Annotated in this window: 24 protein-coding genes; 15 read left to right on the top strand and 9 right to left on the bottom strand. The window is 28.7% G+C overall.

Annotated elements, in window-relative coordinates:
• Positions 1-36 precede the first annotated feature (36 nt).
• A complete protein-coding gene (locus P8F83_RS14585) occupies positions 37-1,908 on the bottom strand; it encodes an LTA synthase family protein (protein WP_326511714.1) in 1,872 nt (623 codons plus the stop codon).
• A gap of 257 nt (positions 1,909-2,165) precedes the next feature.
• Between P8F83_RS14585 and P8F83_RS14580 the strand changes: the two genes are divergently transcribed.
• Positions 2,166-2,759: a histidine kinase gene (locus P8F83_RS14580; protein WP_326511713.1), complete on the top strand. Its 594-nt coding sequence runs from the start codon at positions 2,166-2,168 to the stop codon at positions 2,757-2,759.
• Between the two features lie 11 nt (positions 2,760-2,770).
• On the top strand, positions 2,771-3,493 hold the full coding sequence (locus P8F83_RS14575) for a LytR/AlgR family response regulator transcription factor (RefSeq protein ID WP_073022556.1): 723 nt from the start codon (positions 2,771-2,773) through the stop codon (positions 3,491-3,493).
• A 33-nt stretch (positions 3,494-3,526) separates the two neighbouring features.
• Here P8F83_RS14575 and P8F83_RS14570 read toward each other — a convergent pair whose 3' ends face one another.
• Complete coding sequence (locus P8F83_RS14570; protein ID WP_021800426.1) at positions 3,527-3,634, bottom strand: CPC_1213 family protein; 108 nt, start codon at positions 3,632-3,634, stop codon at positions 3,527-3,529.
• Positions 3,635-3,762: 128 nt separating this feature from the next.
• On the opposite strand from P8F83_RS14570, the gene P8F83_RS14565 reads away from it, so the two are divergent.
• Positions 3,763-4,743, top strand: a complete 981-nt coding sequence (locus P8F83_RS14565) for an NAD(P)/FAD-dependent oxidoreductase (protein WP_326511712.1) — start codon at positions 3,763-3,765, stop codon at positions 4,741-4,743.
• Between the two features lie 8 nt (positions 4,744-4,751).
• Here the strand turns inward: P8F83_RS14565 and P8F83_RS14560 are convergent, their stop codons facing one another.
• Together P8F83_RS14560 and P8F83_RS14555 are read right to left on the bottom strand one after the other, a co-directional pair.
• Positions 4,752-5,339 (bottom strand): GDSL-type esterase/lipase family protein, encoded by a 588-nt coding sequence (locus P8F83_RS14560; protein ID WP_326511711.1) that lies wholly within the window; start codon positions 5,337-5,339, stop codon positions 4,752-4,754.
• A gap of 9 nt (positions 5,340-5,348) precedes the next feature.
• Entirely contained in the window at positions 5,349-5,978 is a 630-nt protein-coding gene (locus P8F83_RS14555) for a RusA family crossover junction endodeoxyribonuclease (RefSeq protein ID WP_326511710.1), read from the bottom strand.
• Positions 5,979-6,083: 105 nt separating this feature from the next.
• Here P8F83_RS14555 and tsaD point away from each other — a divergent pair, with 105 nt between their 5' ends.
• The 6 genes from tsaD (at position 6,084) to P8F83_RS14525 (ending at position 11,723) form a co-directional block, all read left to right on the top strand.
• Positions 6,084-7,103: a tRNA (adenosine(37)-N6)-threonylcarbamoyltransferase complex transferase subunit TsaD gene (gene tsaD / locus P8F83_RS14550; RefSeq protein WP_315112251.1), complete on the top strand. Its 1,020-nt coding sequence runs from the start codon at positions 6,084-6,086 to the stop codon at positions 7,101-7,103.
• Positions 7,104-7,110: 7 nt separating this feature from the next.
• A complete protein-coding gene (locus P8F83_RS14545; RefSeq protein ID WP_326511709.1) occupies positions 7,111-8,121 on the top strand; it encodes an alpha/beta fold hydrolase in 1,011 nt (336 codons plus the stop codon).
• A gap of 243 nt (positions 8,122-8,364) precedes the next feature.
• Positions 8,365-9,558: a S1C family serine protease gene (locus P8F83_RS14540; protein ID WP_326511708.1), complete on the top strand. Its 1,194-nt coding sequence runs from the start codon at positions 8,365-8,367 to the stop codon at positions 9,556-9,558.
• A 213-nt stretch (positions 9,559-9,771) separates the two neighbouring features.
• Positions 9,772-10,671, top strand: a complete 900-nt coding sequence (locus tag P8F83_RS14535) for an N-acetylglucosamine kinase (RefSeq protein WP_326511707.1) — start codon at positions 9,772-9,774, stop codon at positions 10,669-10,671.
• 142 nt (positions 10,672-10,813) lie between these two features.
• Positions 10,814-11,425, top strand: a complete 612-nt coding sequence (locus tag P8F83_RS14530; RefSeq protein WP_326511706.1) for a GNAT family N-acetyltransferase — start codon at positions 10,814-10,816, stop codon at positions 11,423-11,425.
• A 16-nt stretch (positions 11,426-11,441) separates the two neighbouring features.
• Positions 11,442-11,723 (top strand): DUF503 domain-containing protein, encoded by a 282-nt coding sequence (locus P8F83_RS14525; RefSeq protein ID WP_326511705.1) that lies wholly within the window; start codon positions 11,442-11,444, stop codon positions 11,721-11,723.
• 27 nt (positions 11,724-11,750) lie between these two features.
• Here the strand turns inward: P8F83_RS14525 and P8F83_RS14520 are convergent, their stop codons facing one another.
• Both P8F83_RS14520 and P8F83_RS14515 read right to left on the bottom strand, forming a co-directional pair.
• Entirely contained in the window at positions 11,751-12,848 is a 1,098-nt protein-coding gene (locus P8F83_RS14520) for a glycosyltransferase (protein WP_326511704.1), read from the bottom strand.
• Positions 12,849-12,857: 9 nt separating this feature from the next.
• Positions 12,858-13,331 carry a hypothetical protein gene (locus P8F83_RS14515; RefSeq protein ID WP_073022547.1) on the bottom strand — a complete coding sequence of 158 codons (474 nt, stop codon included), beginning with the start codon at positions 13,329-13,331 and terminating at the stop codon, positions 12,858-12,860.
• A 183-nt stretch (positions 13,332-13,514) separates the two neighbouring features.
• Between P8F83_RS14515 and P8F83_RS14510 the strand changes: the two genes are divergently transcribed.
• Positions 13,515-14,387 carry a CsxC family protein gene (locus P8F83_RS14510; RefSeq protein ID WP_326511703.1) on the top strand — a complete coding sequence of 291 codons (873 nt, stop codon included), beginning with the start codon at positions 13,515-13,517 and terminating at the stop codon, positions 14,385-14,387.
• 51 nt (positions 14,388-14,438) lie between these two features.
• Here P8F83_RS14510 and P8F83_RS14505 read toward each other — a convergent pair whose 3' ends face one another.
• Positions 14,439-14,903: an FMN-binding protein gene (locus tag P8F83_RS14505; RefSeq protein ID WP_326511702.1), complete on the bottom strand. Its 465-nt coding sequence runs from the start codon at positions 14,901-14,903 to the stop codon at positions 14,439-14,441.
• A 358-nt stretch (positions 14,904-15,261) separates the two neighbouring features.
• On the opposite strand from P8F83_RS14505, the gene P8F83_RS14500 reads away from it, so the two are divergent.
• From P8F83_RS14500 to P8F83_RS14485, 4 genes are all read left to right on the top strand, one after another.
• A complete protein-coding gene (locus P8F83_RS14500; RefSeq protein WP_326511701.1) occupies positions 15,262-17,145 on the top strand; it encodes an FAD-dependent oxidoreductase in 1,884 nt (627 codons plus the stop codon).
• Between the two features lie 107 nt (positions 17,146-17,252).
• Complete coding sequence (locus P8F83_RS14495; protein WP_326511700.1) at positions 17,253-17,636, top strand: NusG domain II-containing protein; 384 nt, start codon at positions 17,253-17,255, stop codon at positions 17,634-17,636.
• Between the two features lie 12 nt (positions 17,637-17,648).
• The gene (locus P8F83_RS14490; protein ID WP_326511699.1) at positions 17,649-18,170 is read left to right on the top strand and encodes a Gx transporter family protein; all 522 of its coding nucleotides are present in this window, start codon (positions 17,649-17,651) and stop codon (positions 18,168-18,170) included.
• 16 nt (positions 18,171-18,186) lie between these two features.
• Positions 18,187-19,152 (top strand): polyprenyl synthetase family protein, encoded by a 966-nt coding sequence (locus P8F83_RS14485; RefSeq protein ID WP_326511698.1) that lies wholly within the window; start codon positions 18,187-18,189, stop codon positions 19,150-19,152.
• Positions 19,153-19,167: 15 nt separating this feature from the next.
• On the opposite strand, the gene P8F83_RS14480 is transcribed toward P8F83_RS14485, so the two are convergent.
• Positions 19,168-20,058 (bottom strand): LysR family transcriptional regulator, encoded by an 891-nt coding sequence (locus tag P8F83_RS14480; RefSeq protein ID WP_326511697.1) that lies wholly within the window; start codon positions 20,056-20,058, stop codon positions 19,168-19,170.
• A 165-nt stretch (positions 20,059-20,223) separates the two neighbouring features.
• On the opposite strand from P8F83_RS14480, the gene P8F83_RS14475 reads away from it, so the two are divergent.
• Positions 20,224-21,330: an ABC transporter substrate-binding protein gene (locus tag P8F83_RS14475; RefSeq protein WP_326511696.1), complete on the top strand. Its 1,107-nt coding sequence runs from the start codon at positions 20,224-20,226 to the stop codon at positions 21,328-21,330.
• Between the two features lie 51 nt (positions 21,331-21,381).
• Here the strand turns inward: P8F83_RS14475 and P8F83_RS14470 are convergent, their stop codons facing one another.
• A complete protein-coding gene (locus tag P8F83_RS14470; protein WP_326511695.1) occupies positions 21,382-22,515 on the bottom strand; it encodes a glycosyltransferase family 4 protein in 1,134 nt (377 codons plus the stop codon).
• Positions 22,516-22,582: the final 67 nt, after the last annotated feature.

The raw sequence follows: 22,582 nt of genomic DNA, 5'->3' as shown, positions 1-22,582 counted from the left end.
AAATTAAAGGAGCCCAATTAGGGCTCCTTTAATTTGTTATTTATTATAGTAATTTTCAAAGTAATCACTTTTAATCATTTTATCGGATAATTCTAAACTATTAATATAGAATTCTTTTTCTTCTTCAGTTAAAGTACCTCTTACACTTCTATTAGTCATTACCGCAAATGATTTATTTGTTTTTAATAAATTTCTACCTAAAGCGGTATTAATATATTTATTCTCATCAACACCCATTAAATAGGCTAAGGTAGGCATTATATCTATTTGTCCTCCAGCTATATCAGACTTAAGGCTGTTTTGTAAATTTTTCTGATAAATTATTAGTGGAACAGAAGAATCCTCTTTATCTAGCCACCAAGACTCAGGATTTTTAAGTTCTTCAACCTTATCATTATAGTATTTATGAACCCCAGTATGATCACCTTCTATAGCAACTACAGTGTTATTAAGCAAACCTTTCTTATCTAGTTCTTCTAGGAATATTCCTATTTGCTTATCTGTGTAATGAGCAGTTTGAAATGAGTTTCCAAGTATTGAATCTTTTAGTTCACCAGTTAAGTTCAATTCTTTATATTTATCTGGCAAGTCAAAAGGACCATGATTTGTTAATGTTACAGTAAAAGTATAGAATGGTTGTTTCATTTTTTCGATCATTGGAACCACTTGTTTGAAGTAAGTTTCATCGCTTAGACCTAATCCAATTACTTCATCTGGATTAAAAGAGTAGTAGTCTATAAAGTTATCAAATCCTATTCCTTTAAGCCCTTGAGCATAATTCCAGAAGCTGCCTCTGTCGGGATGAATAGCAGTAGACTCATAACCAAGTTCGCCTAATAATTTAGGTAAAGAATTATAGTTTCTTACTGGATACCTAAAAAAAGTACTTCCTTTTCTTAATGGAAGCATAGATGTATTAACCATTAAGTCAGAATCAGAACTTGTACCTTCATTTACTTGCTCATAAACTTTAGGAAAGTAAATTGAATTATTTAAAAGTTTATTTAAATTAGGTGTTATTTCTTGTCCATTGACAGTTTGTCCAATAACGAAATTTTCTAGTGATTCAACTTGAATTATTAGAAGATTTTTATCTTTGAATAAACCTTTATATTCATTATCGGGAAGATTTTCATTTTTCTTATCATAGAAATTTGTAATATCTTGTTGTTCTCCAGCTGTAAGTTCATAAGGTTTTAAGTCTTTATATACATTATATAAATCAAATAAATGATAACCTATAGATGAAAAATATCTAGCGGTATCAGTTGAATCATAATTTGAAAAAAGATATGAATTTTTAACATCAGTATTTCCTAATACATTTATATTAAAAGGAACATAGGCTATGTAAATTATTGATAATAAAAAGGATACAGCAAAACCTTTTATATTTGATTTTATGTTTTTAAAGCTTTTCCTAAATATAAATATATATAGAGATAATAATAGTATGTCCAAAATAAAAATTATATCCATTGGACTCGTCATAGATAAAATAGAGCCTGACATATTATCTAAATTAGCAGTTTGAGTTGCTACTAGAATTGATGGTACTGTCATAAAGCCTCTAAAATACCATAAGTCTAAGATAAATAAAAGAGTTAGTAATAAATCTATTACTAGCAGGTAAATCCACTTACCTTTGCCTCTAAATAATAATCCAAAACTTAAAAAAATACCTGCAAATGCGGCATAGTATTTAAAGAAATATATAGCCGAACTATATCCTGCAAAAAAATCAAAGCTATACACGTTTTTGTTTTCTATAAAGCCTTGAAAAAATACACCTTTAAATATTATAGAAAATAAAATAAGAAAATAAAAAATACATCTTATGATGAGGTTTTTGTTTAAATTCTTTTCTATAATCTTTACTGGGTTAGTTTGTAATTCTTTAATATTCATAAATAACCTCCTAAAAGATATCACCACTAAGATTATATAGGAATAGTAGGTATAAATCAATTGACAAGAATGTGGCTAAAGGACAAGATTTTGTAAATTTTTCATATCATATTATATATTAAGTAAATTTATTTTTAAACGATATATATATTATGGGAAAAAAGAAATTAATCATAATTACATTGATAATATTGCAAATCATTCTAATCAAGGTATTTCCTCAATATTGGCTAATTTTTATTTCTATTTGTGTACCAATGTTTGTAAAAATTCTAAATGATTTTGAGAGTGAGGTTGTTAGTAAAAATTCTATAAAAGTTAACAAATCGAATAACTTAGATACACATTTTTTATTTAACGCTATAAGTACAATTATGTATTATTGTAGGACAGATGGAAACAAAGCAAGAGAATTATTACTTGCATTAGGTGATTATCTTAGATATTACCTTTCTCAATCTGAGAATGACACAAAACTATCCAATGAGTTTAAGGTTCTTAAGGGATATTTAAAAATACAAGAATCAAGATTTGGAGAAAAAATAGATTACGAGATTAAGAGTTTAGAAGATGACTTTTTGATAAAAAAAGGTTTTTTGATAGAAATAACATATATTGCTTTAAAAGAGGGTCTGCTCAAGTCTAAAGTGGGGGGGAAAATCACAGTAGAATCAAAAGTTGATAAAAAGGATTTAATTATTATTTTAATACATGATGGGGATATAGCAAAATATATAGACGAATATAAAAATACATATGGGGAAAAGTTTGGGTACAAGCTAGATGGAATTTCAAAAGATGGGGATAAAACTGAGCTAAGCTTGAAGATACCTATAAATAATGTTTTATAAGGAGATGGAGTATGCTTAATGTTGCTTTAGTTGATGATGAGATTATTGCATTAAAAGAATTAGAGTATTTACTTTCAACTGAAAGTGGACTTAAGATAGTTGGGAAATACACAAGTCCTGAACAGGCTATAGAGGAAATTAAAGAATTAGATTTAGATGCAGTTTTTCTAGACGTGTCAATGCCAGAGATGAATGGGTTTATGGTAGCTGAGGAAATAAAAAAACTTAATAAAAACATTGAGATTGTCTTTATAACAGCTCATGATGCATTTGCCTTAAAAGCATTTGAAATAAATGCAAAAGACTATGTTTTAAAACCATTTTCTATAGATAGAATAAAAACTACATTAGATAGATTAAGTGAAAAATTAGATAAAAAAAATAATACTGTAAGTATTAAGAATGTTAAAAAAATTCCTGTAAAAAATTCAGATAAATTGAGTTTAGTAGATGTTGATAAAATTATATATTGTGTTGCAAATGAAGGACATGTAAATATCGTAACAGATAAAGATAGTTTTATATCTGATGAAACTTTAAATAATGTTGAAGATAGATTGAAAGAGTTTAATTTTATTAAATGTCATAGAAAGTATTTAGTTAATTTAGACTTAATAGAAAATATAATATCTTGGGTTAATGGTACATATATATTGAAACTAAGAGGTACTAGGGAAGAGATACCTGTAAGTCGAAATTATGGTAAGACAATAAAAAATATATTTAAGATTTAAGGAGCAGATCAATGATCTGCTTCTTTTGTTATTTTATATTTTAAAATCTTTAGGATTATGTTCCTTAGCTTTAGGTTCGCCAAAAGTTGCTCTAGCACTTTCTGCTTTAGGATCATGTTTTATCTTAACTTTTTTAGCCATTTTATCACCTCCTATACCTATAGCTTTTATTTTTAAAAAGCAATTTATTCAAAAGTTATTTTAAAATAAATATTCTATGATAAAATTAAATTAAACAAATATAATTAATATTTAAATGAAAGGACTTTATGTGTATGGCAGCCAGCTATGATTTGATTGTCATTGGAGGAGGTCCCTCTGGAATGGCAGCAGCAATAAGAGCAAAAGAAAAAGGCGTTAAAGATATATTAATAATTGAAAGAGAAGAGGACTTAGGAGGAGCCTTAGTTCCATGCATTCACAATGGTTTTGGAAAAGACGTACTTGGAAAAGAAGTAACTGGACCAGAACTTATACATTTCTTTATAAGTAAATTAGATGAATTTAATATTGAATATAAACTTTCAACTATTGTTATAGATTTTAATAGTGAAGGAATTATAACATACATGAATCCAAAAGAAGGTATCTGCTTTATTAAAGCTAAAAGTGTAATTTTTGCAACAGGATCAAGAGAAAAATATACTGGAAAAATTCATATTGCAACTAAAAATTATACAGGAATATATACTTTAGGAACTGTGCATAGATTAATTAACCTTCAAGGATATTTGCCAGGTAAAGAGGTTGTTATTATGGATTCTTCTGATATATCTATGATAGTGGCACGAAGCTTAGTAGTTGAAGGAGCTGATGTTAAAGCAATAATAGAAAGTTCTTCAGAAATTAAAGCTACTCAAAGTAAAAATAAAGAGATTCCAAAAGATTTCAATATACCTATCTTATATAATTCAGTAATAAAAGAAGTTATGGGAAAAGAGAGAGTTAGTAAGGTAAAAATATTAAATAAGGAAACTAATGAATATTCAGAAATAGATTGTGATGGATTAGTTCTTTCAGTGGCTTGGAGATCAGAAATTGATTTATTAAAAAAGGCTAGAATAAAGATTGAAGAGGACTCTCTTACTCCATTAATTAATGAGGATCTTATGACATCACAAAAGGGAGTATTTGTTTGTGGAACACTTATTAATACAAAGTCTTTAGTAAAAAGGTCAATAGAAACAGGGTATATAGCAGGAGAAGCTGCTGAGAAGTATATAAGGGAATATACAAGTATCTATAGCTAAAAGGTCTACTAATTAGACTTTTTAGCTATATTTCTAAAAGTTTGATTTACAGTTGTATAAATTAAATTATGACCTGAATTATTAAAATGAATTCCATCTATGTATATATCCTCATTATTAAGAAATGCTGTATTTGTAGTATTAAATAAATCCACGAAGAGAAGATTTTCCTTTTGGAAATAAAAATTCAGCTTATTGTTTAGAGTTAATAAGTTTTCATTTATTTCTGAATAGTCTGGGTAGGAACTCCATCTTGAGGTTGCTTCCTTTTCTGATATATAAGGAGGGGATAGTATTATGGGTATTATTCTATTCTCTATACAATCTTTAATCATTAAAAGGATGTTTTCATAAACCGAGGTTATATTTTTACCAGATAATAAATCATTAGTACCTCCAAGAATAAAACAGTATTTAGGTTTTATATTAACAACATCATTAAAAAACCTAGACAACATTCCTATAGTTGTATCACCATTTACCCCTTTGTTAAGGTAAGTAAAAGTATAGTTTTTCACTAATAAATTAACCCATGAGTTTTCTCTAGATACTCCATATCCAAAAGTAAGACTATCTCCTATAAAAACAATATCCATAAATCACCTCTAAAATAATTTATTAAAGCATTTGGTACATATTAAAGTTTTACCACCGTCAGCTTTTTTATAATCATTGGCTATGAGTACTTTATTACATATAGAACATTTTCCTTTAGCGTCAGGAGTATCAATAATATTTTTTAATGCAGGTTTTTGTTTTTTTAGTTTGCTGTTTGGAGGAGGTGAATAAGTTATCTTTTCAGACTCTATCTCTTTAGGAGTTATTGTATAACTAATCTCATATTGACTTTCTCCAAATAACTCTAATTCAAATCTAGGGTTTTCTTTATCATAAAATTCTTCAATATATATTTTTCTTATTTGAGCATCATTTACAATTAAGCCGCTTTTCTCGATCCCATCAAATATACTTTTAGTAATATTATTTGTATCTGGATGCCTTTTTTCACTTTTATAATAGACCTTAAGAACAGCTATAAGAGCTTCATCAATTACTATACCTGGATTCTGAAGTCTAGCACAGTATGAAATTTCCTCTTCATATAAAGCGTATCTATCGTGATATTTTCCAGAGTTATAAGGTAGGATAGCTCTTCCTGATTCATTGAAAAGTTTAAAATTAGATTTTGAGATAGGAGAGCCGGCAACTATAACTTTCGCATAAGATTTTTTCATGTGTTTACTCCTTGTTATAAAATTGTAAGATTCTTTAAATTGATAATGCAACTACTATAAAGTATAATACAAATTGAAGATTTAAGATAGAAGAGGGTAATATTTATGGATAGAAAAGTAATTTTAGCTATTGAGAGTTCATGCGATGAAACTTCAGCAGCAATTGTTATAAATGGAAGAGAAGTTTTATCTAATGTTATATCATCTCAGATTGAAATACATGAAAAATTTGGTGGAGTTGTTCCAGAAGTAGCTTCAAGAAAACATATAGAAGTTATAAATGCTGTAGTAGAAGAGGCATTAGAAAAAGCAAATATGAAGCTTAGTGATTTAGATGCTATAGGTGTTACCTATGGACCTGGGCTAGTAGGGGCGCTGCTTGTAGGGCTTCAATATGCGAAAGGGCTTGCATACTCCTTAGACTTGCCATTAATAGGGGTTAATCATATAGAAGGACATATATGTGCAAACTTTATTGAACATAAGGATTTAAAACCTCCATTTGTATCTTTAGTTGTTTCAGGAGGACACACTTTTATAGTATATGTTAAAGATTATGGTGAGTATGAAATAATAGGTGAAACTAGGGATGATGCAGCTGGAGAAGCTTATGATAAAGTGGCAAGAGCAATAGGACTTGGTTATCCAGGGGGCCCTAAGATAGATAAGCTTTCAAAGGAAGGGGACCCTAATAGCATATCATTCCCAAGAGCTAGATTTCATGATGACACCTTAGATTTTTCTTTCTCAGGATTAAAGTCAGCAGTATTAAATTATCTAAATAAGAAGTCTATGCTGAATGAAGAAGTGAATGCTGCAGATGTAGCTGCATCCTTTCAAAAAGCTGTTGTAGAAGTGTTAACAGATAATGCTATGGTAACGTGTGAAAAAAGAGGAATAGACAGGATAGCTATAGCAGGTGGAGTTGCTTCTAATAGTGGACTACGAGAAAACTTGATTAATAAGGGTAATGAAAAGGGAATAAAAATATTATTTCCATCACTAGAATTATGTACAGATAATGCAGCAATGATAGGAAGCGCTGCGTACTATCAATGGGAGCTTGGAAATGTTAGCACAATGGATTTAAATGCAAAACCAAATTTAAAATTAGGGGAGAAATAGAGAAGTTATGAATTTAATTCCGCACTCAAATGGTATAAAAAGATTAAGAATTAGAAAAAAAATTCCTATATCAGCTATAATGAAGTTTCTGATATACAGTCTTATAACTATTTTATTAATGGGGTTAGTGTTTCAGTTTGCAGTGACTAAGGTTTATAATGAAAAATATAAACCAAGAACTAAATATACTCGAATAAATGATAACAGAGTTTATTATAATAGTATTGGTTCTGGAGATATGACAGTAATATTTGATGGAGATTTAGGCGTAGATTCAAACGAATGGAATACTATTACTAGAGAAGTAGCGGATAGTTTAGGTGTTAGGGTATTTACATATAATAGAACGGGATATGGGTTTAGTGATGGTGGAGAGGGATTAGATCCGCAAAGACAAGCTGAGGATTTAAGGTTATTATTAAATAAGGCTGGCATATCGGGACCGTATGTTTTAGTAGGGGCCGGGTATGGTTCATTAATTATGACCAACTTCGCTAATACCTATGGTGATCTTGTAAATTCTATGGTTTTGATAGATCCTATAGTGGAAAGTAATTTAGATAATGAAGAATACATATCTAATTACATTAAAATAAAAAAGAATAGTAAATTAGAAACTACTCAATCTTATTTTGGTTTAACTTATATTAAGTACAAGCTTGGAATTTTAGAGATTCCAGAAAACTTATTTTCTGAAGGACAAACAGAATTAAAAAATGAATTCATATCAAACAGAATAAGAAGTAAATATCCTAGTGCTATGCATAATGAAGCAAGTAACATATTGGAGAAGAAAAGTAATTCTCAAAAAGAAGGATTGATTGAGAATTCTCCTTTGGCTATAATATCAAGAAATAAAAATGTTGAACTTGATAAAAGTCTTTTAACTTTATCAACCTCAAGATACATAAATCAGTTAGTTACAGAATCAAATGGGCAGATGATACCAGTTGAAGACAAAAATAAAGTTGTTGAGGCAATCAAGTATGCAGTTGAAAAAGGAAGAGTAAAAAGATAACGAAACTACCTTAGAATATAAAGATTATTCTAAGGTAGTTTTTTATATTAAATGACTGGACAACAGGTTGACCGGTCAACCTATTGTCCAGTCATTTAAAATTAATGTTGTAGTTTTTAAATATGGCTAAAATATGTGAAAAAATATTACTTTATATTTGTCATTAAGATGACACAGTATTATTTTATATTTTAAATATGGATATAATACTTAAAATAATTGATTATAAGGAGGTTTCTTTTCATGAGTGATTTTAGAAATGGAGATTCTGAGAATGGAGAAATATATTCACCTAATTTTGTAATGATTGGTGATGGGAAAAATAAAAAAGGAAAAAATAAAAAGGAAAAAGGCAATGGAATAGGCAAATATTTATTAGTAGGTTTAGTTACGATGGCCTTAACTTTATCAATATCTATTCCTTCGACCTATTATATTATTAAAACAGCTCTTGAGAATGGAACATTAAAGGGAACAAGTGAAACGAAGAATATTTCATACACAACTCCTAGTTTCACAAGTAATACAACTTCACTAAGCGTAACAGATGTAGTTAATAAAGTTGCTCCAGCAGTAGTAAGTGTTTCAACTAAAAGTTCTGTAAGTAATGGATTCTTTAATCAACCACAAGAGGGGGTGGGATCAGGATTTATAATAAATGAAGATGGTGATATATTAACTAATTACCATGTTGTTCAAGGTGCTACGGAAGTAAATGTAACCTTTAATAATGGAAAAGAGTATAAAGCTAAAATAGTAAACTATGATGCTAATGCAGATTTAGCTATGATAAGGCTTGTAGAAAAAGTTGAGGTGCCAGGGGTAGCAACTTTGGGAGATTCAGATTTACTTCAAGCAGGTCAAGAAGTTATCGCTATTGGAAATCCATTAGGTAAAGAGTTTGTTGGAACAGTTACTAAAGGTATAGTAAGTGCAGCCAGCAGAAGTCTTCAAAATCAAGATGGTAGCACATCAGTATATATTCAAACAGATGCTGCAATAAACCCAGGTAATAGTGGAGGACCTTTAATAAATGCTAATGGAGAAGTTATAGGAATTAATTCAGCTAAGATTAGTGAAGCAGGTGTAGAAGGAATAGGATTTTCAATTCCTATAAACTCAGTAAAGGATAAAATAGGAGCATTAAGCAAACAATCTTTAACATTAGGAGTAAGTATAAGAGATTTAGATAGTACAGCAGCAAAACAGTATAAATTAGTTGAAGGTATATATGTTGCAAGTGTAGTAGAATATTCACCAGCAGAAAAAGCAGGAATCAAAGCTGGAGATGTTATAGTGGGGTTTAATGGAAAGAATATTAAAACTTCAGCTGAACTTTCGTCAGAAAAGAATAAGCTAAATGAAGGGGATAAAGTTAAAATAGTTGTTAATAGAGATGGAAAAGAAGTTACACTAGAAATTACAATGTCAGCATAAGATAAAAGGTACTAAATAGCTCAGTAGATATTTAGTGCCTTTTTTGATCTTGTAAAATATGTAATTTATGAAATTAAGAGATTTTAAATGTATGAACTAAAATTGTAAGAATGAGACCTTGCGAATGAAGTTATACACATATATACTAGATTATAGAATGTACATAATTATAATGTATCTTATTAGAATTAATTATTATATGTGGAGGTTTGTATGGTTAATTATGTTATTGGAGTAGATGGTGGTGGAACTAAAACTGAAATCGTTGCCTTTGATTTAAATGGAGAGATTATGGATAGAGCATTAAGAGGTTTCGGTAATCTTTTAAATGGTAAAGAAGAAGGTTTAGATAATATTCTATCGGGTTTAAAAGAATTGATAGACAAGTTAGGATTAGAAGGACTAAAGGGCGTATATCTAGGACTAGCTGGATCAGAATCAGGGGATAATTCAAAGATAGTTTATGAAGCTATAAAGAAAAAATTTAATATATCAGCAGTAATAATGAATGATAGTCAATTGGCTCTTAAAGCTTTATTAAGGGGCGAAGATGGAATTTTAACCATAGCTGGTACTGGCTCAATAGCATTTGGAATAAAAAATGGACAAGAAGCTAGATGTGGAGGATGGGGCAACCTTTTAGGTGACGAAGGTAGTGGATATAAAATTGCTATAGAGGCCTTAAAGAACATGATATACGAGTATGATTATGGTTTTGAACTTAGTGATCTTTCTACTGAGATATTAAAATTTTTAAATAAAAAAGAGGTTAATGAGATAATAGAGTTTGTATACTCAAAGACAAAGGATGAAATTGCATCTATAACCCCTATTGTGGCTAAGTTAGGTGAAATGGGGGATGATATTTCTATTAAAATTTTAAGAGATGAAGGAAAAGCTATTGCACAAACTACTGAGAGAATATTCAATAAGTTGAATTTTGAAAGATGCAAGATAGGTATAGTGGGTGGTGTTTTAAAGAAATCTAAAATAGTAAGGCAAGAATTTGAAAGATATTTATTAGAAAATATAAAAGTAGATGCTTTTATAGACGAGGACACATCACCAGCTAAAGGAGCCTATTATATGTATTTAAAAAATTTCTCGTCTTAATACACTGGGTAATAAAAATAGAAGGATTCAAACTTTAAAAAAAGTTTCTCATAGTTTTGAGAAGCTTTTTTATTTAAAAGTATTCATAACAAGTAATTTTAAAAGTATAAATATTATATAAATAATATTTAGGAGAATTTCTATGGAATTAGTTGCTTATATGAGACTAAATTACTTGGAAAAAATATTTAATGACTTTGTTGAATTAGAATTAGATGAATATATTTTAAGAAAACCAGACAAAAAGGATGGAAAAGATATTATAGAAATTTATAAAAATAGAAAAGAGCCTATATTTTATAGATCACCTAGTAGTATAAATGAGAAGTATGCTAGAGTATTTATAGAAGAGCTTTTAGAAGAGTATGATAAACGAGAACGAATAGATTGGGTGGTAATAGATAAAAATAGTAATAAGGTAATAGGCCTAATAGGATTATTTTCTATAGACTCTCAAGATTCAAGGGGAGAGATAGGGTATATTCTTAATGAAGAATATACGAATAAAGGAATAATGAGGCATATACTAAAATGGTTTGTATATTTTTGCTTTACTTATATCAATCTTCATAAATTAGAGGTAAATATAAATTATAAAAATCTTCCTTCTTTAAAGGTTGCTAAGAATGTAGGATTTATTGAAGAAGGTTTAAGAAAGAATTATTATTTTAATAGAATTGAAGGAATTTATGATGATGTAATATTGATGTCTATAATTAACGAAGATTGGGAAATAATATTAGAAAGAATATAACTTAGAGGTGTTTAGATTGATTATAGGTACTGCTGAGATAGTTATCAGAATATCTTGGGCTAATAGTTTAAAAGAAAAACGTATGGTTTCTAGAAGTATATTGGCTAAAATAAAAAATAAGTTTAATGTTTCTGTAGCTGAGATAGAAAGTATGGATGAACATAAAAAGTTAACTATAGGATTATGTTGTGTAAGTAATAGCACAAATAAATCAAATGAAATTATAAATGAAGTGATTAATTTTATTTATGATAATACCGAGGGTGAAGTTATTGATGTGTTAATAGAAATATTATAATAGGTGGATAAATTTATCCACCTATTATTATTTTTCATACAAGTTAAATAGTTCTTTTAAATCTCCAGTAACTGGAGCAGATAAGTTTCCAGTTAATTTTCCCTTTATATTTTTTCTAGAGTATAAGGTTTTAATCATATCTACAGCTATATTTAAGTTAGCTGAATCTATAAAGAAAGCAGATTTTTTTAAGATTTCTTTATTAGAAGGCGTATCATTTACTATAACTACAGATTTACAGTGCACAGCCTCCACTGATGATAGTGGGTAGGAGTTATATATAGAAAAATCAATTGTACATAGTGCATTAGAGTAGAAGTAAGGTAAATTATGCTGAGGTATTTTACCTAAGAATATAATCTTATCTTCTAAAGAAAGTGATGATGCTAGTTCTAAAATATGTCTGTAATAGGCGTATTTTTTTTTCTTATAATCTCCAATTAAAACAAGCTTCAGAGGCGTAGATGCTAGATTTTTTAAGATATAAATAAGTTTCTCAATAGATTTTCTTTTTGAAATATCACCAACATAAAGTAGAAATGGAGAATTAATATTATAATTATTTAAAATAAACTTAGATGATTCTAATGTATCTTTAGGAGAAAATATCTCGTTTACTTTTGGATAAGAGCATATTATTTTATCCTTCATTTTAGGAAAGGTTCTTAAAACATCTTCCTTAAAAGCTTTAGTTGGGACTAATAAATATTTACAAATTTCTAAAGCGTATGGAACTCTCTTATAAAAACTTCTTTTGAACTTATCATCTACAAGAGTAGGCTCCAGATACGGTAATAAAGTATTCAGAGAAACTATATAGTTATTTATAGGCTCTTCAGGTGCAAGAAATCCATTATTAGGATCGTGATAAAGATCTATTTCGTATCTATTTATAACATTATTTATATTAGGGGAAGGATATATACTCCTATCTATATTAAGGTAAAGTGGAGTTACATTCTTAAACGATAAATCGGAAGTTGGCTTATCTATATTATAAAGAAGTACATTAAAATCTATTTCATCTTCGGTGTTATTGATTAATGAAATAATCTCATTAGTGTAGGATCCTAAGGAATTTCCTACATGATGAGTAATTCCAAAACCATCAAATAGAATTTTCATAAAAACCTCCTAATAAAATTCTGAATCAGTATCGTATCTAGAGGTTTGAGAGTTGGGTTTAACACCATATTTTAAGAAGTAGCTTATATAGTAGTCAATAATATTTGTGTCAGCTACATAGAAGTATCCATGTATTAAATGAACTTGAACATTTTTTAATGATTCTCTAAGTGGAGTAATAAAGCTACCATTAAAAGGGGCTTTTTTTGTAAGATTAATTTCATCATCATTATCATCCGCATAAGCTATCTTAAATTCTTTTACTCCCTCAAAATAATTTATCTTGCTGTCTGCTGTTAATAAACTTTTAAATGAAACAATTTTTAGGGATAAATCTATGCTTATTAATTTCTTTAAGGGATATGATTTGTCAGATAGAAATAAATAATCTTTATCTTCCATTAAATAACCACGTCTTAAAGAAATGTTTTGTAATTCTTCTTCAGTTAAGAATCCATTAAGTAGAATTTCTTCTGTATCCATATAAACCTCCATAATTCATTTTTAATTATTATATGTAATAAAGGTGTTATATGTTAATTTGAGGAAGAAAAATATATTTTAATATAAATAACACAAAACTGTCGAAAGGTGTAACAACATGTGAAGTAGAGAATATACTATTATTACAGAAGATAACTCGATGGACAAGAGGAGGAATAACAAATGTCTAAAAAATACTGTTCAAGTAAAATATACTCAGAAGAAGTAAATTTAAGCTCAAGCACTAATGCATCAATAAACCCTAGATGTAGAGTAACTTATACTAGGCTTCCTGTTTTATTATCAGTTAGAGATGTACAAATCGATTTACAATCTTGTATAGAATTATGTGACGATTTATATGAAATAAAGAGGGTAAAGAAAGAAGTATATATAACTCAATGCAAACTTATGGTTAATTGTGGTAAAGTAGATCCTGTAAACCCTGATAAAGGATATGGAAAGCTATTTTTAACTGGATATATAGAAAAAAATATAGAGTATGCAGTTGCTGGAAAACCAGGTTGTAACGGACAAATTATGGTTGGAGCAATAAAACACGCTACAGTAAAAGTTCCATTTAGTACAGCTACAGAAATCGACTATATCCAAAAACCAGTAATAGAATGTAGAGAAAATGGAAAAGAAATTAACTACTTCACTAAATGCAATAAATCAATAGATTGTTCTTGTGGTGGATTTGAAATGGGTAATTCCAAATGTGAATGGGATTTTGCTGATAAGATAATTTATATTGAAAAACCATTCTGTAGATTAGCAGAAGCTAGAATATTTGATGCAGACCAAGCTATAGATAGTGAAGAGGTTGGTGGAAAAGATTACGGTTATGATAACTACAATGAATTTGCAGAATATGATGAATTTGAAGAATACGGAAAAGAAAAATGCAAGAAACATGGAAAAGATGATAAATGTGAAAATGTTTGTCAAACTCAAGAGTTTAAGTTCAAAAAACATCATAAGATAGTAGAAAGAATGGTAGCTTATTTAAAGATAGAATTATACCAAGAACAATTAGTTTATCTAGATAAATAATATTTTTAACAAAAAAAGACTTTAGAATTTCTAAAGTCTTTTTGATTATAATTATTTTATTTCAACTTTTGCAGTGTCAGTTTTTCCAGCAGTAGCATTATCAACAGCTGCTTTAACTAATGTTTTAAAGTTTTCACTTGAGTGAGTTGCACCAGTTACTGTATCAACTTTCTCAACATCTTGTTTTTCTACTAAAGCTTTAGCTAATTCAACTGTATATTTATCTGGAGAAGTACCAGATTTAGCAGCCATAGCTTTGTTATAATCAGCATTAGCAGATTTTAAAGTACCATCTTTTTCGTTTGTATAATCGAATTTAGCAGAAGCTATTTTTCCATCTTTGTATTCAACTTCAACAAAAGGCTTGTATCCTTTATCGTCAAAAGCAGAAGCTTCAGCTTTGTAAGTACCATCTTTAATTTTAGTAGCAGTATCTTCTTTCTTTCCGCAACCTGCAAATACAGTTACAGCTAAAGTAGCAGCAGCGATAACGCTTAGTAAAGTTTTCTTTTTCATTGAGAGAATCCCCCTTAAAAATATAATTTATATTATAATATTGTGAAAAAGTTGACAAGAAAGATATTATTTCCATCAACAATTTTAATTATACACGCTTTTTAGAAGAAATATAATTAAAGTTACTTATGTTATATTAAAAAAACTTATATGATTTTTATATAGTGAAAATGTTTAAGAAACCTTGAAAAGCAGGTTGTTAAAAAGAAAACGGGATTGATAAACTATTAACCCAAATAAGAAAATGACACTCTTTATCTATAGACATAGCGAAAAAAAAAGGATAAAATGAATATGGATTTGTATTTAAGTATGTTTTCTAAACAAAAATGTAAGAATAAATTAAAGAGGTGGTAAAATGTCTAATAAGAAAAAGATACTTGTTCTTGGAGCAGGTTATGGTGGAGTTCATTCTGCTAAAAAATTAGCAAAGAAATACAAAAAGAACGATGATGTTGAGATTACATTAATCGACAAGAACACCTTCCACACATTAATGACTGAATTACATGAAGTAGCTGGTGGAAGAGTTCATAAGGAGTCAGTTCAAGTAGATTTAACTAAGATTTTTGCTAGAACAAAAGTTAATTTAGTTACTGACTATATCGAAGAAGTAGATACTGATAAAAAAGTTGTAAAAACAACTCACGGTAGCTATGAATATGATTATTTAATAGTAGGTACAGGTTCAGAACCAGCATTTTTTGGAGTACCAGGGGTTAAAGAAAATGGATTTACTTTGTGGTCTTTTGAAGATGCATTAGAAATAAGAGAACATATTCAAAAGATGTTTGAAAAAGCATCTAAAGAAAGAAATGCTAAAGCTAGAAAGAAGATGTTAACTTTTGCTGTAGCAGGTTCAGGTTTCACTGGAATAGAAATGGCTGGGGAACTTATTGAATGGAAAACAAAGTTAGCTAAAGAGTACAATGTAGATGAAAGTGAAGTTAGATTATTAGTTGTTGAAGCTATGGGAACAATTCTTAATATGTTAGATAGACAACAAGCTGACAAAGCTGAAAGCTATATGATTAGAAAAGGGGTAGAAGTACTTAAAAATTCCCCAATAGTAGAAGTTACTGAAGATAAAATAGTTCTAAAAGACGGTACAGAAATAGAAACTAATACTTTAATTTGGACTTGTGGTATACAAGCTAATGCAGAAGTTAAAGAATATGGATTAGAAACTGCAAGAGCAGGAAGATTACAAACAAATGAATACATGCAAGCCGTAGGTAAAAAAGATGTATTTGTTGTCGGTGATTTAACTTATTTTGAAGAAGAACCAGGAAAAGGAACTCCTCAAATTGTTGAAGCTGCAGAACAAACAGCCAATACAGCTGTTAGCAATATAGTTGCAACAATAGAAAATAAAGAAATGACTAAATTTAAGTCAAATTATCATGGATTTATGGTTTCTATTGGAGGAAAATATGGAGTTGCTAACTTAGCGGGAATAAAATTATCTGGATTCCTTGCTTTATTTATGAAGCATATGGTTAATTTATATTATTTATGGGGAGTAAATGGAATAAATGCATGTTATCATTATTTAAATCATGAATTCTTCTCAATTGAAGATAAGAGAAACATAATGAGAGGACATTTAGCTTCAAAAGGTAATAGATTATGGCTTGTTCCATTAAGATTATATGTGGGTGTTATTTGGCTACTAGAAGGTCTTAAGAAACTTGTTGGTGAAGGAACTTGGGATGATAAGGGAATAAGAGGATTTTTTGATATGTTCTCTAATGGTTTAGCAAGTGATTCTTGGATTAAAGCTGGAAATGTTAAGATGCCATTTGAATGGGTTCAAGCTGCGGCTAATTCTGGAGCATCTGAAGCAACAACTGATGCTGCAAAAGCTCTTCCGGTTCCAATATTAGAACATATGCCAAAATTTTATGAAGCTATTATGAAAATAATGATTCCAAATGCTGATGTAGCAGTATGGTTCCAAAGAATGGTTGTTTTACTAGAGTTAGGTATCGGTTTATGCTTATTAGCAGGATTATTTACTTTCTTAGCTTCAGCAGCATCAATATTCATGGGCTTTAACTTTATATTCTCAGCTATGGGTGAATGGAGTATATTATGGTATATATTCTCTGCGATTGCTTTAATGCAAGGAGCTGGTAGAACATTTGGTTTAGACTACTATGTTATGCCATGGATAACAAAAAAGGTAGGAAATTACTGGTTGGGTAAAAAAGTACCAGTATATAAACAAGGACAAAAATAAATTAAATTATATTAATATGGTAAACTTAATAAGGTAGAGTGAATTCACTCTACCTTATGATTATTTATACAGTTTAAGAAAAAGATTAGAGATTGGAGAAGAATGATATGATTAAAAAGTGGGATATAGTAATTATTATTCTACTTGTAGTGTTATCTTTTATTCCAGCGGTAATTTTTGGTGTGGTTTTGAATAAAGATTACAATAGTAAATATGCTCAAATTACTGTAAATGGAAAGGTTTATAAAAATATACCTTTATCAGCCCACAAAGGGGAAGAAATAATAGAAATAAAAACTGAATCGGGAATTAATGTAGTTTCAGTTAAAGATGATACGATTGCTATTATTGAGGCGGATTGCCCAGATAAAATATGTATAAGACCAGGATACATAGGTAAGGTAGGAGAACAATTAGTATGCTTACCTCATAGATTAATGGTAGAAATTAAAGGAGATACTTCAGATGATGGAGTGATTCTTTCATATTAGAGGTGAATTTATATGAGAAAAACAACCAAACTAGTATATATGTCATTATTGGTTGCTCAAGCATTAGTATTACATATATTTGAAAATATGATTCCGGTTCCTTTTGCAACTCCAGGAGCTAAACTTGGATTAGCAAATTTAATAACAGTAATTGCATTGTATACATTAGATAAAAAAAGCGATGTATTTTATATTATTATATTAAGGCTAGCTTTAGCAACAATGTTTGGAGGAAACCTATCCTCTTTTATGTATTCATTTTCTGGAGCCTTGCTAAGTTTTTTAATAATGATAATAGTAAAAAAAATTGGAGCAGACAAAGTAAGCATTATAGGGGTAAGTTGCGCTGGTGCTGTTTTTCACAATGTTGGGCAACTTTTAATAGCGTCTTGGATAGTTAAGAATATAGGGGTTATGCTATATTTACCAGTATTATCTTTAGTAGGAATTCTTACTGGATTTTTTATTGGACTGACCGCGAACTATGCCTTAAAGCACATGTCTAAACTTCCGTATTTTGGTAAAATATCTTAAAAGTTGAGGCGATTATATGGATAAAATGTGGGATAGTAATATATATATTAAAAATGAGTTAGAAGAAGTAGTAAAACTCATGAAGAAAAATGCAAAATGTAAAGATAAGTTTATAGAAAAATCTATCATTGAACTTATAGAATCAGGTGGGAAAATGCTAAGACCTGCTTTTGTTATAATAAGCTCTAAATGGGGAGAAAGTAATGAAGGAAAGGTCAGAGCATTAGCATCTGTAGTAGAAATGTTACATATGGCTACCTTAGTTCATGACGATATTATAGATGATGCAAAGGTCAGAAGAGGTACTGAAACCATCCAGTCAAAATACGGTAAAGATTACGCGGTTTATATTGGAGATTATTTATTCTGTGCTTGCTTTAGATTATTAGCATCAGAAGGATCTTTACAAAGTATAAAGATAGATTCTAAGGCTATGTCTAGAATATGTCTTGGAGAAATAGAGCAACTTAATTCTAAATTTAGTGAAAATTTATCAGTTAAAAATTATTTATCTAGAATATCTGGAAAAACAGCAGAATTATTTTCACTTTCTATGTATATAGGAGCTGCAGAAAGTAATTGTTCTGAAAAACTTTGTAGAGAGTTTTGGAATATAGGTCATAATATCGGAATGGCTTTTCAAATAATAGATGATATTTTAGACTATACAGGAACTGATGAAAGTATTAAAAAATCTGCTATGAATGATATAAAACAAGGTATATTTACCTTGCCATTTATAATAGCATTTAGAAATGATAAGAAAAAAATAGAACCGTATATGAAAAAAGAAACATTTGATGACAAAGATGTGTATGAAATAATTAAATTGGTTAAAGAAAATAAAGGTGTAGAAAAAGCAAAGGAAGTAGCACTAAAATATACTAATAAAGCATTTAAGAGAATAAATAAGTTGCCTGATAATGAGTACAAAGATATATTAATAGGAGTTATTAAAGGATTACTTATGAGAAATTATTAGATGAGAAAAGGGCTCTTATTTTAAGAACCCTTTTATTTTTTTCTTGAGAGTATCAATAAATATTTTTTCATCCACGTAAAATGATCTGTTTACCAATAGGTACATGGAATAAGAAAGTGTAAAGTTGCTTATTTTCACCTCTTTAAGATTATGATCTTTATTATATAATTGTGCAACTGTTTTGGGAGCAAAAGATATGGCTTCATTAACAAGCAATGAATTTAAAGCGGTGAGTGGTGAGTCAGTAGTAAAAAGAACATTTAATGAATCACTATTTGAGTTAAAAGAAGATAGTTTATCTTCAACGTATTTTGATATATTTGTATTATTGTTAACTATTATTATAGGAAGAGTAAGAATTTCTTCTATAGAATACTCGTCTTTAATATTAAACTTAGGGGATGCTATGGCAACAAATTCATCATCAAAAAGCTTTTGGCATACTATATCTTCTCTTAGAAACTTTTCACTACTAATTATTATGTCGAATGAACTTGAGTTTAGGGACTCCTCATTAAATGGTGTTTCTATAGAAGATAGATTTATTTTATAATTTTTGAAATTTTTTTTGAAGTCTCCTATAAAACTCGGTAGAATAAAGTTTTTTACGTAGGAAAGAGAATAGATATTTACTGTCTTTTTATTATTTTTATAAGCATTTAGTTCTTCTAACATTCTACTATAGCTTGTTAGGATTGTTTTGGTATATTTTAGTGCTATTTCACCTTCAGGAGTTAAATTGACTCCTTTATTACTTCTTTCTAAAAGTTTGGTATCAAGTTTATCTTCAAGCTTGATAAGTTGTTGTGACAATGCTGATTGTGATATATGAGATTTTTTTGCTACAAATGATATATTTTTAGTGGTTGCAATATCATAAAAATATTTTAAGTTATCAATGTGCATTATACATTTTACCCTCCTTATTTTCTATATAAATCCATTAATAATTATAAAATATAATTCTACATATTGCAAAAGAATAATCATTTTCAATTGAAAATGGACAGGTTTGATATATTAAGATATTTGTGATAAGTTTATAGTAGGTTCGCTTTAAGGAGTTTATTTATGAGAAATTTAAAGAAAAATATAATACTATTAATTATGATTACCCTACTTGTTTTATCTATGTATAAAGTGTCTAAAATTATTAATAATAAGGAGTTAGTTGGGAGTATTGAAATTGTAACTAACGAAGAAAATTATGTTTACTTAAAAGACTCAGCAGAAACGTTTATGAGTGCAAATAAGAAGAGTAAAATTAATGTTACCAAACAGAATAAAGACGAAATAATAGAGTATTTAAATAAAGCATCAAATGTTGAAAATGAAATAAATCTTATAATGTTAGATTCTAAAACATTGAGAAGTATAAATGATGATTCTTTAGAACATATAAGCTATCAAGATAACATAATAGATAGTTACAGTAAGAATTTTAACTCATGGAGATTAAATGAGTTGAAAAAAGGTGAACATTACTTAGGTATACCAATACAGAGTAATCCTCAATTTTTAATTATTAGAGAAGATATATTTAAGCAATATGGATATAAATCAGAAGATATAAGAAGTTGGAATGAATTAATAGATTTATATAAGGATATAGATAGCAAATCTAACAATGAAATTAGTTTATTTTCATATGATTTAACTACTATTGAGGAGATAGAAAAGATTATTATTTATCAAGGTGGTAATATAAATCAAGCGGAAGAAATAACCAATATAATTAAAGATGATAATTTAATGGGGAAAGAAACTCCGCTAGGTTATATCGCTGATAAAAATAATTATAAAAATATTATTAATGATAACTTAAAAAACTCCTTAAAAGCAATAATGATTCCAGCTGTTGTAGTCGGAGGTAATAGAGCTGTTTCCTTTGATGGAGATAATATTGTTGCGTTGAAGAGTGAGTATGAAAGGCAGGAGGTTGCTAATAGATTTTTAAGATTCTTAATAGAAAATCAAAATCTTATTAGTGTGGATACTTTAAATAATGAAGGATTTTTCCCAAGTTCAAGAGCTTTTTATAATAATATAGTTGTAGATAAGGAGTTTGAAGAAATTAATAATCAAAAAGTGTTATCCATAATGACTAATATTGTTAATAGAGTTCCAGATACAATAGATTATGAAAGAATAGATGATATATTAGATGTTAGAAAGTAGAAGTAGAAAGATATCTCAAAATAACTATTTAAAGTATTTTGAGATATCTTTTTATTCAAACAAGTATTTTTCATTAATTTTATTGTAAGCTTTTAGAGTTTCTTTGGCTGTATTCTCCCAAGAATAATATTTACTTCTTTCAAGACCTTTTACACTTAAATCTTCACTAAGGTTTGAATCTTCAGATATTTTGACTAAGGCATTTGATATATCCAATATATCAAGTGGATTTATCAATAAACCACTATCACCTACTACTTCAGGGATTGATGTTATATTTGAAGTTATAACAGGAGTTGCACAACTCATTGCCTCTAGTGGGGGAAGTCCAAACCCTTCATAAAGGGATGGATAAACAAAAGCTTCACACGCATTATATAATACAGGAAGATCAGAGTTTTCACAAAAACCACCAAATACAATATTTTTTTGTAAAGATTTTTCCTCAACTAATTGTTTTAATTTTTCACCTTCTTCTCTCAATGAACCAATAATCAATAGGCTTCTTTCTTTAGAAAAGTTTCTAAAAGCTTTTTCAAACGCTAAAATTAGTCCTTTGACATTTTTTCTTGAACTAAATCCTCCTAAATATAAGAAAAAAGGAGTATTTATACCATACTTCTCTTTAACATGTTTTTTGCAAAAATCCTTATTTAAAGGTCTGTAATTTTCATTAGCAGCTAGAGGAGTAACAAAAACATCATCCTCATCAATTTCAGGAAAAAATCTTAAAATATCCTTTTTAGAGTAATTTGAAACTGTTAATATACCATGAGAGTTATCCATTATTTTAGGCATTGTTGTTAAGAATTTTTTTAAATAACCTTTACCTACAGTTTCGGGTAATATATAAGGTATAAGATCATGAATAGTAACGACTTTTTTGCAATCTATATTCTCTTCTAATCCAATTCCGTTTTGAGGAATATGATAAATATCTATAAGCTCTTTTTTTACAAATGAGGGTATATAGTAAGATTCAAAAAATCTTTGATGTTTTTTAGAAGCCATTAATATTTTTGTTTTATCATTATGAAAAGAATCGTAGTCTCCACCAGACCAAAATATATGGTAAAAATCTTCTCTATTTAAGTTGATCATATTTACTAATAAATTATAAGTATAGGTGCCTATACCAGTTCCTTTATACCAGTTTAACCCTCTAGCATCTACGCAAATCTTCATACTACTCCCCCAGTACAATGTTTATAATATATAAATATGATATATTTTTCCAATGGTGAATAATTCA

Source organism: Clostridium intestinale (genome assembly GCF_035905475.1).
GTDB classification, from domain to species: Bacteria; Bacillota; Clostridia; order Clostridiales; family Clostridiaceae; genus Clostridium_T; species Clostridium_T intestinale.
The sequence above is the reverse complement of the archived record's forward strand: the minus strand, read 5'-3'. Positions and strand labels throughout refer to the sequence as shown.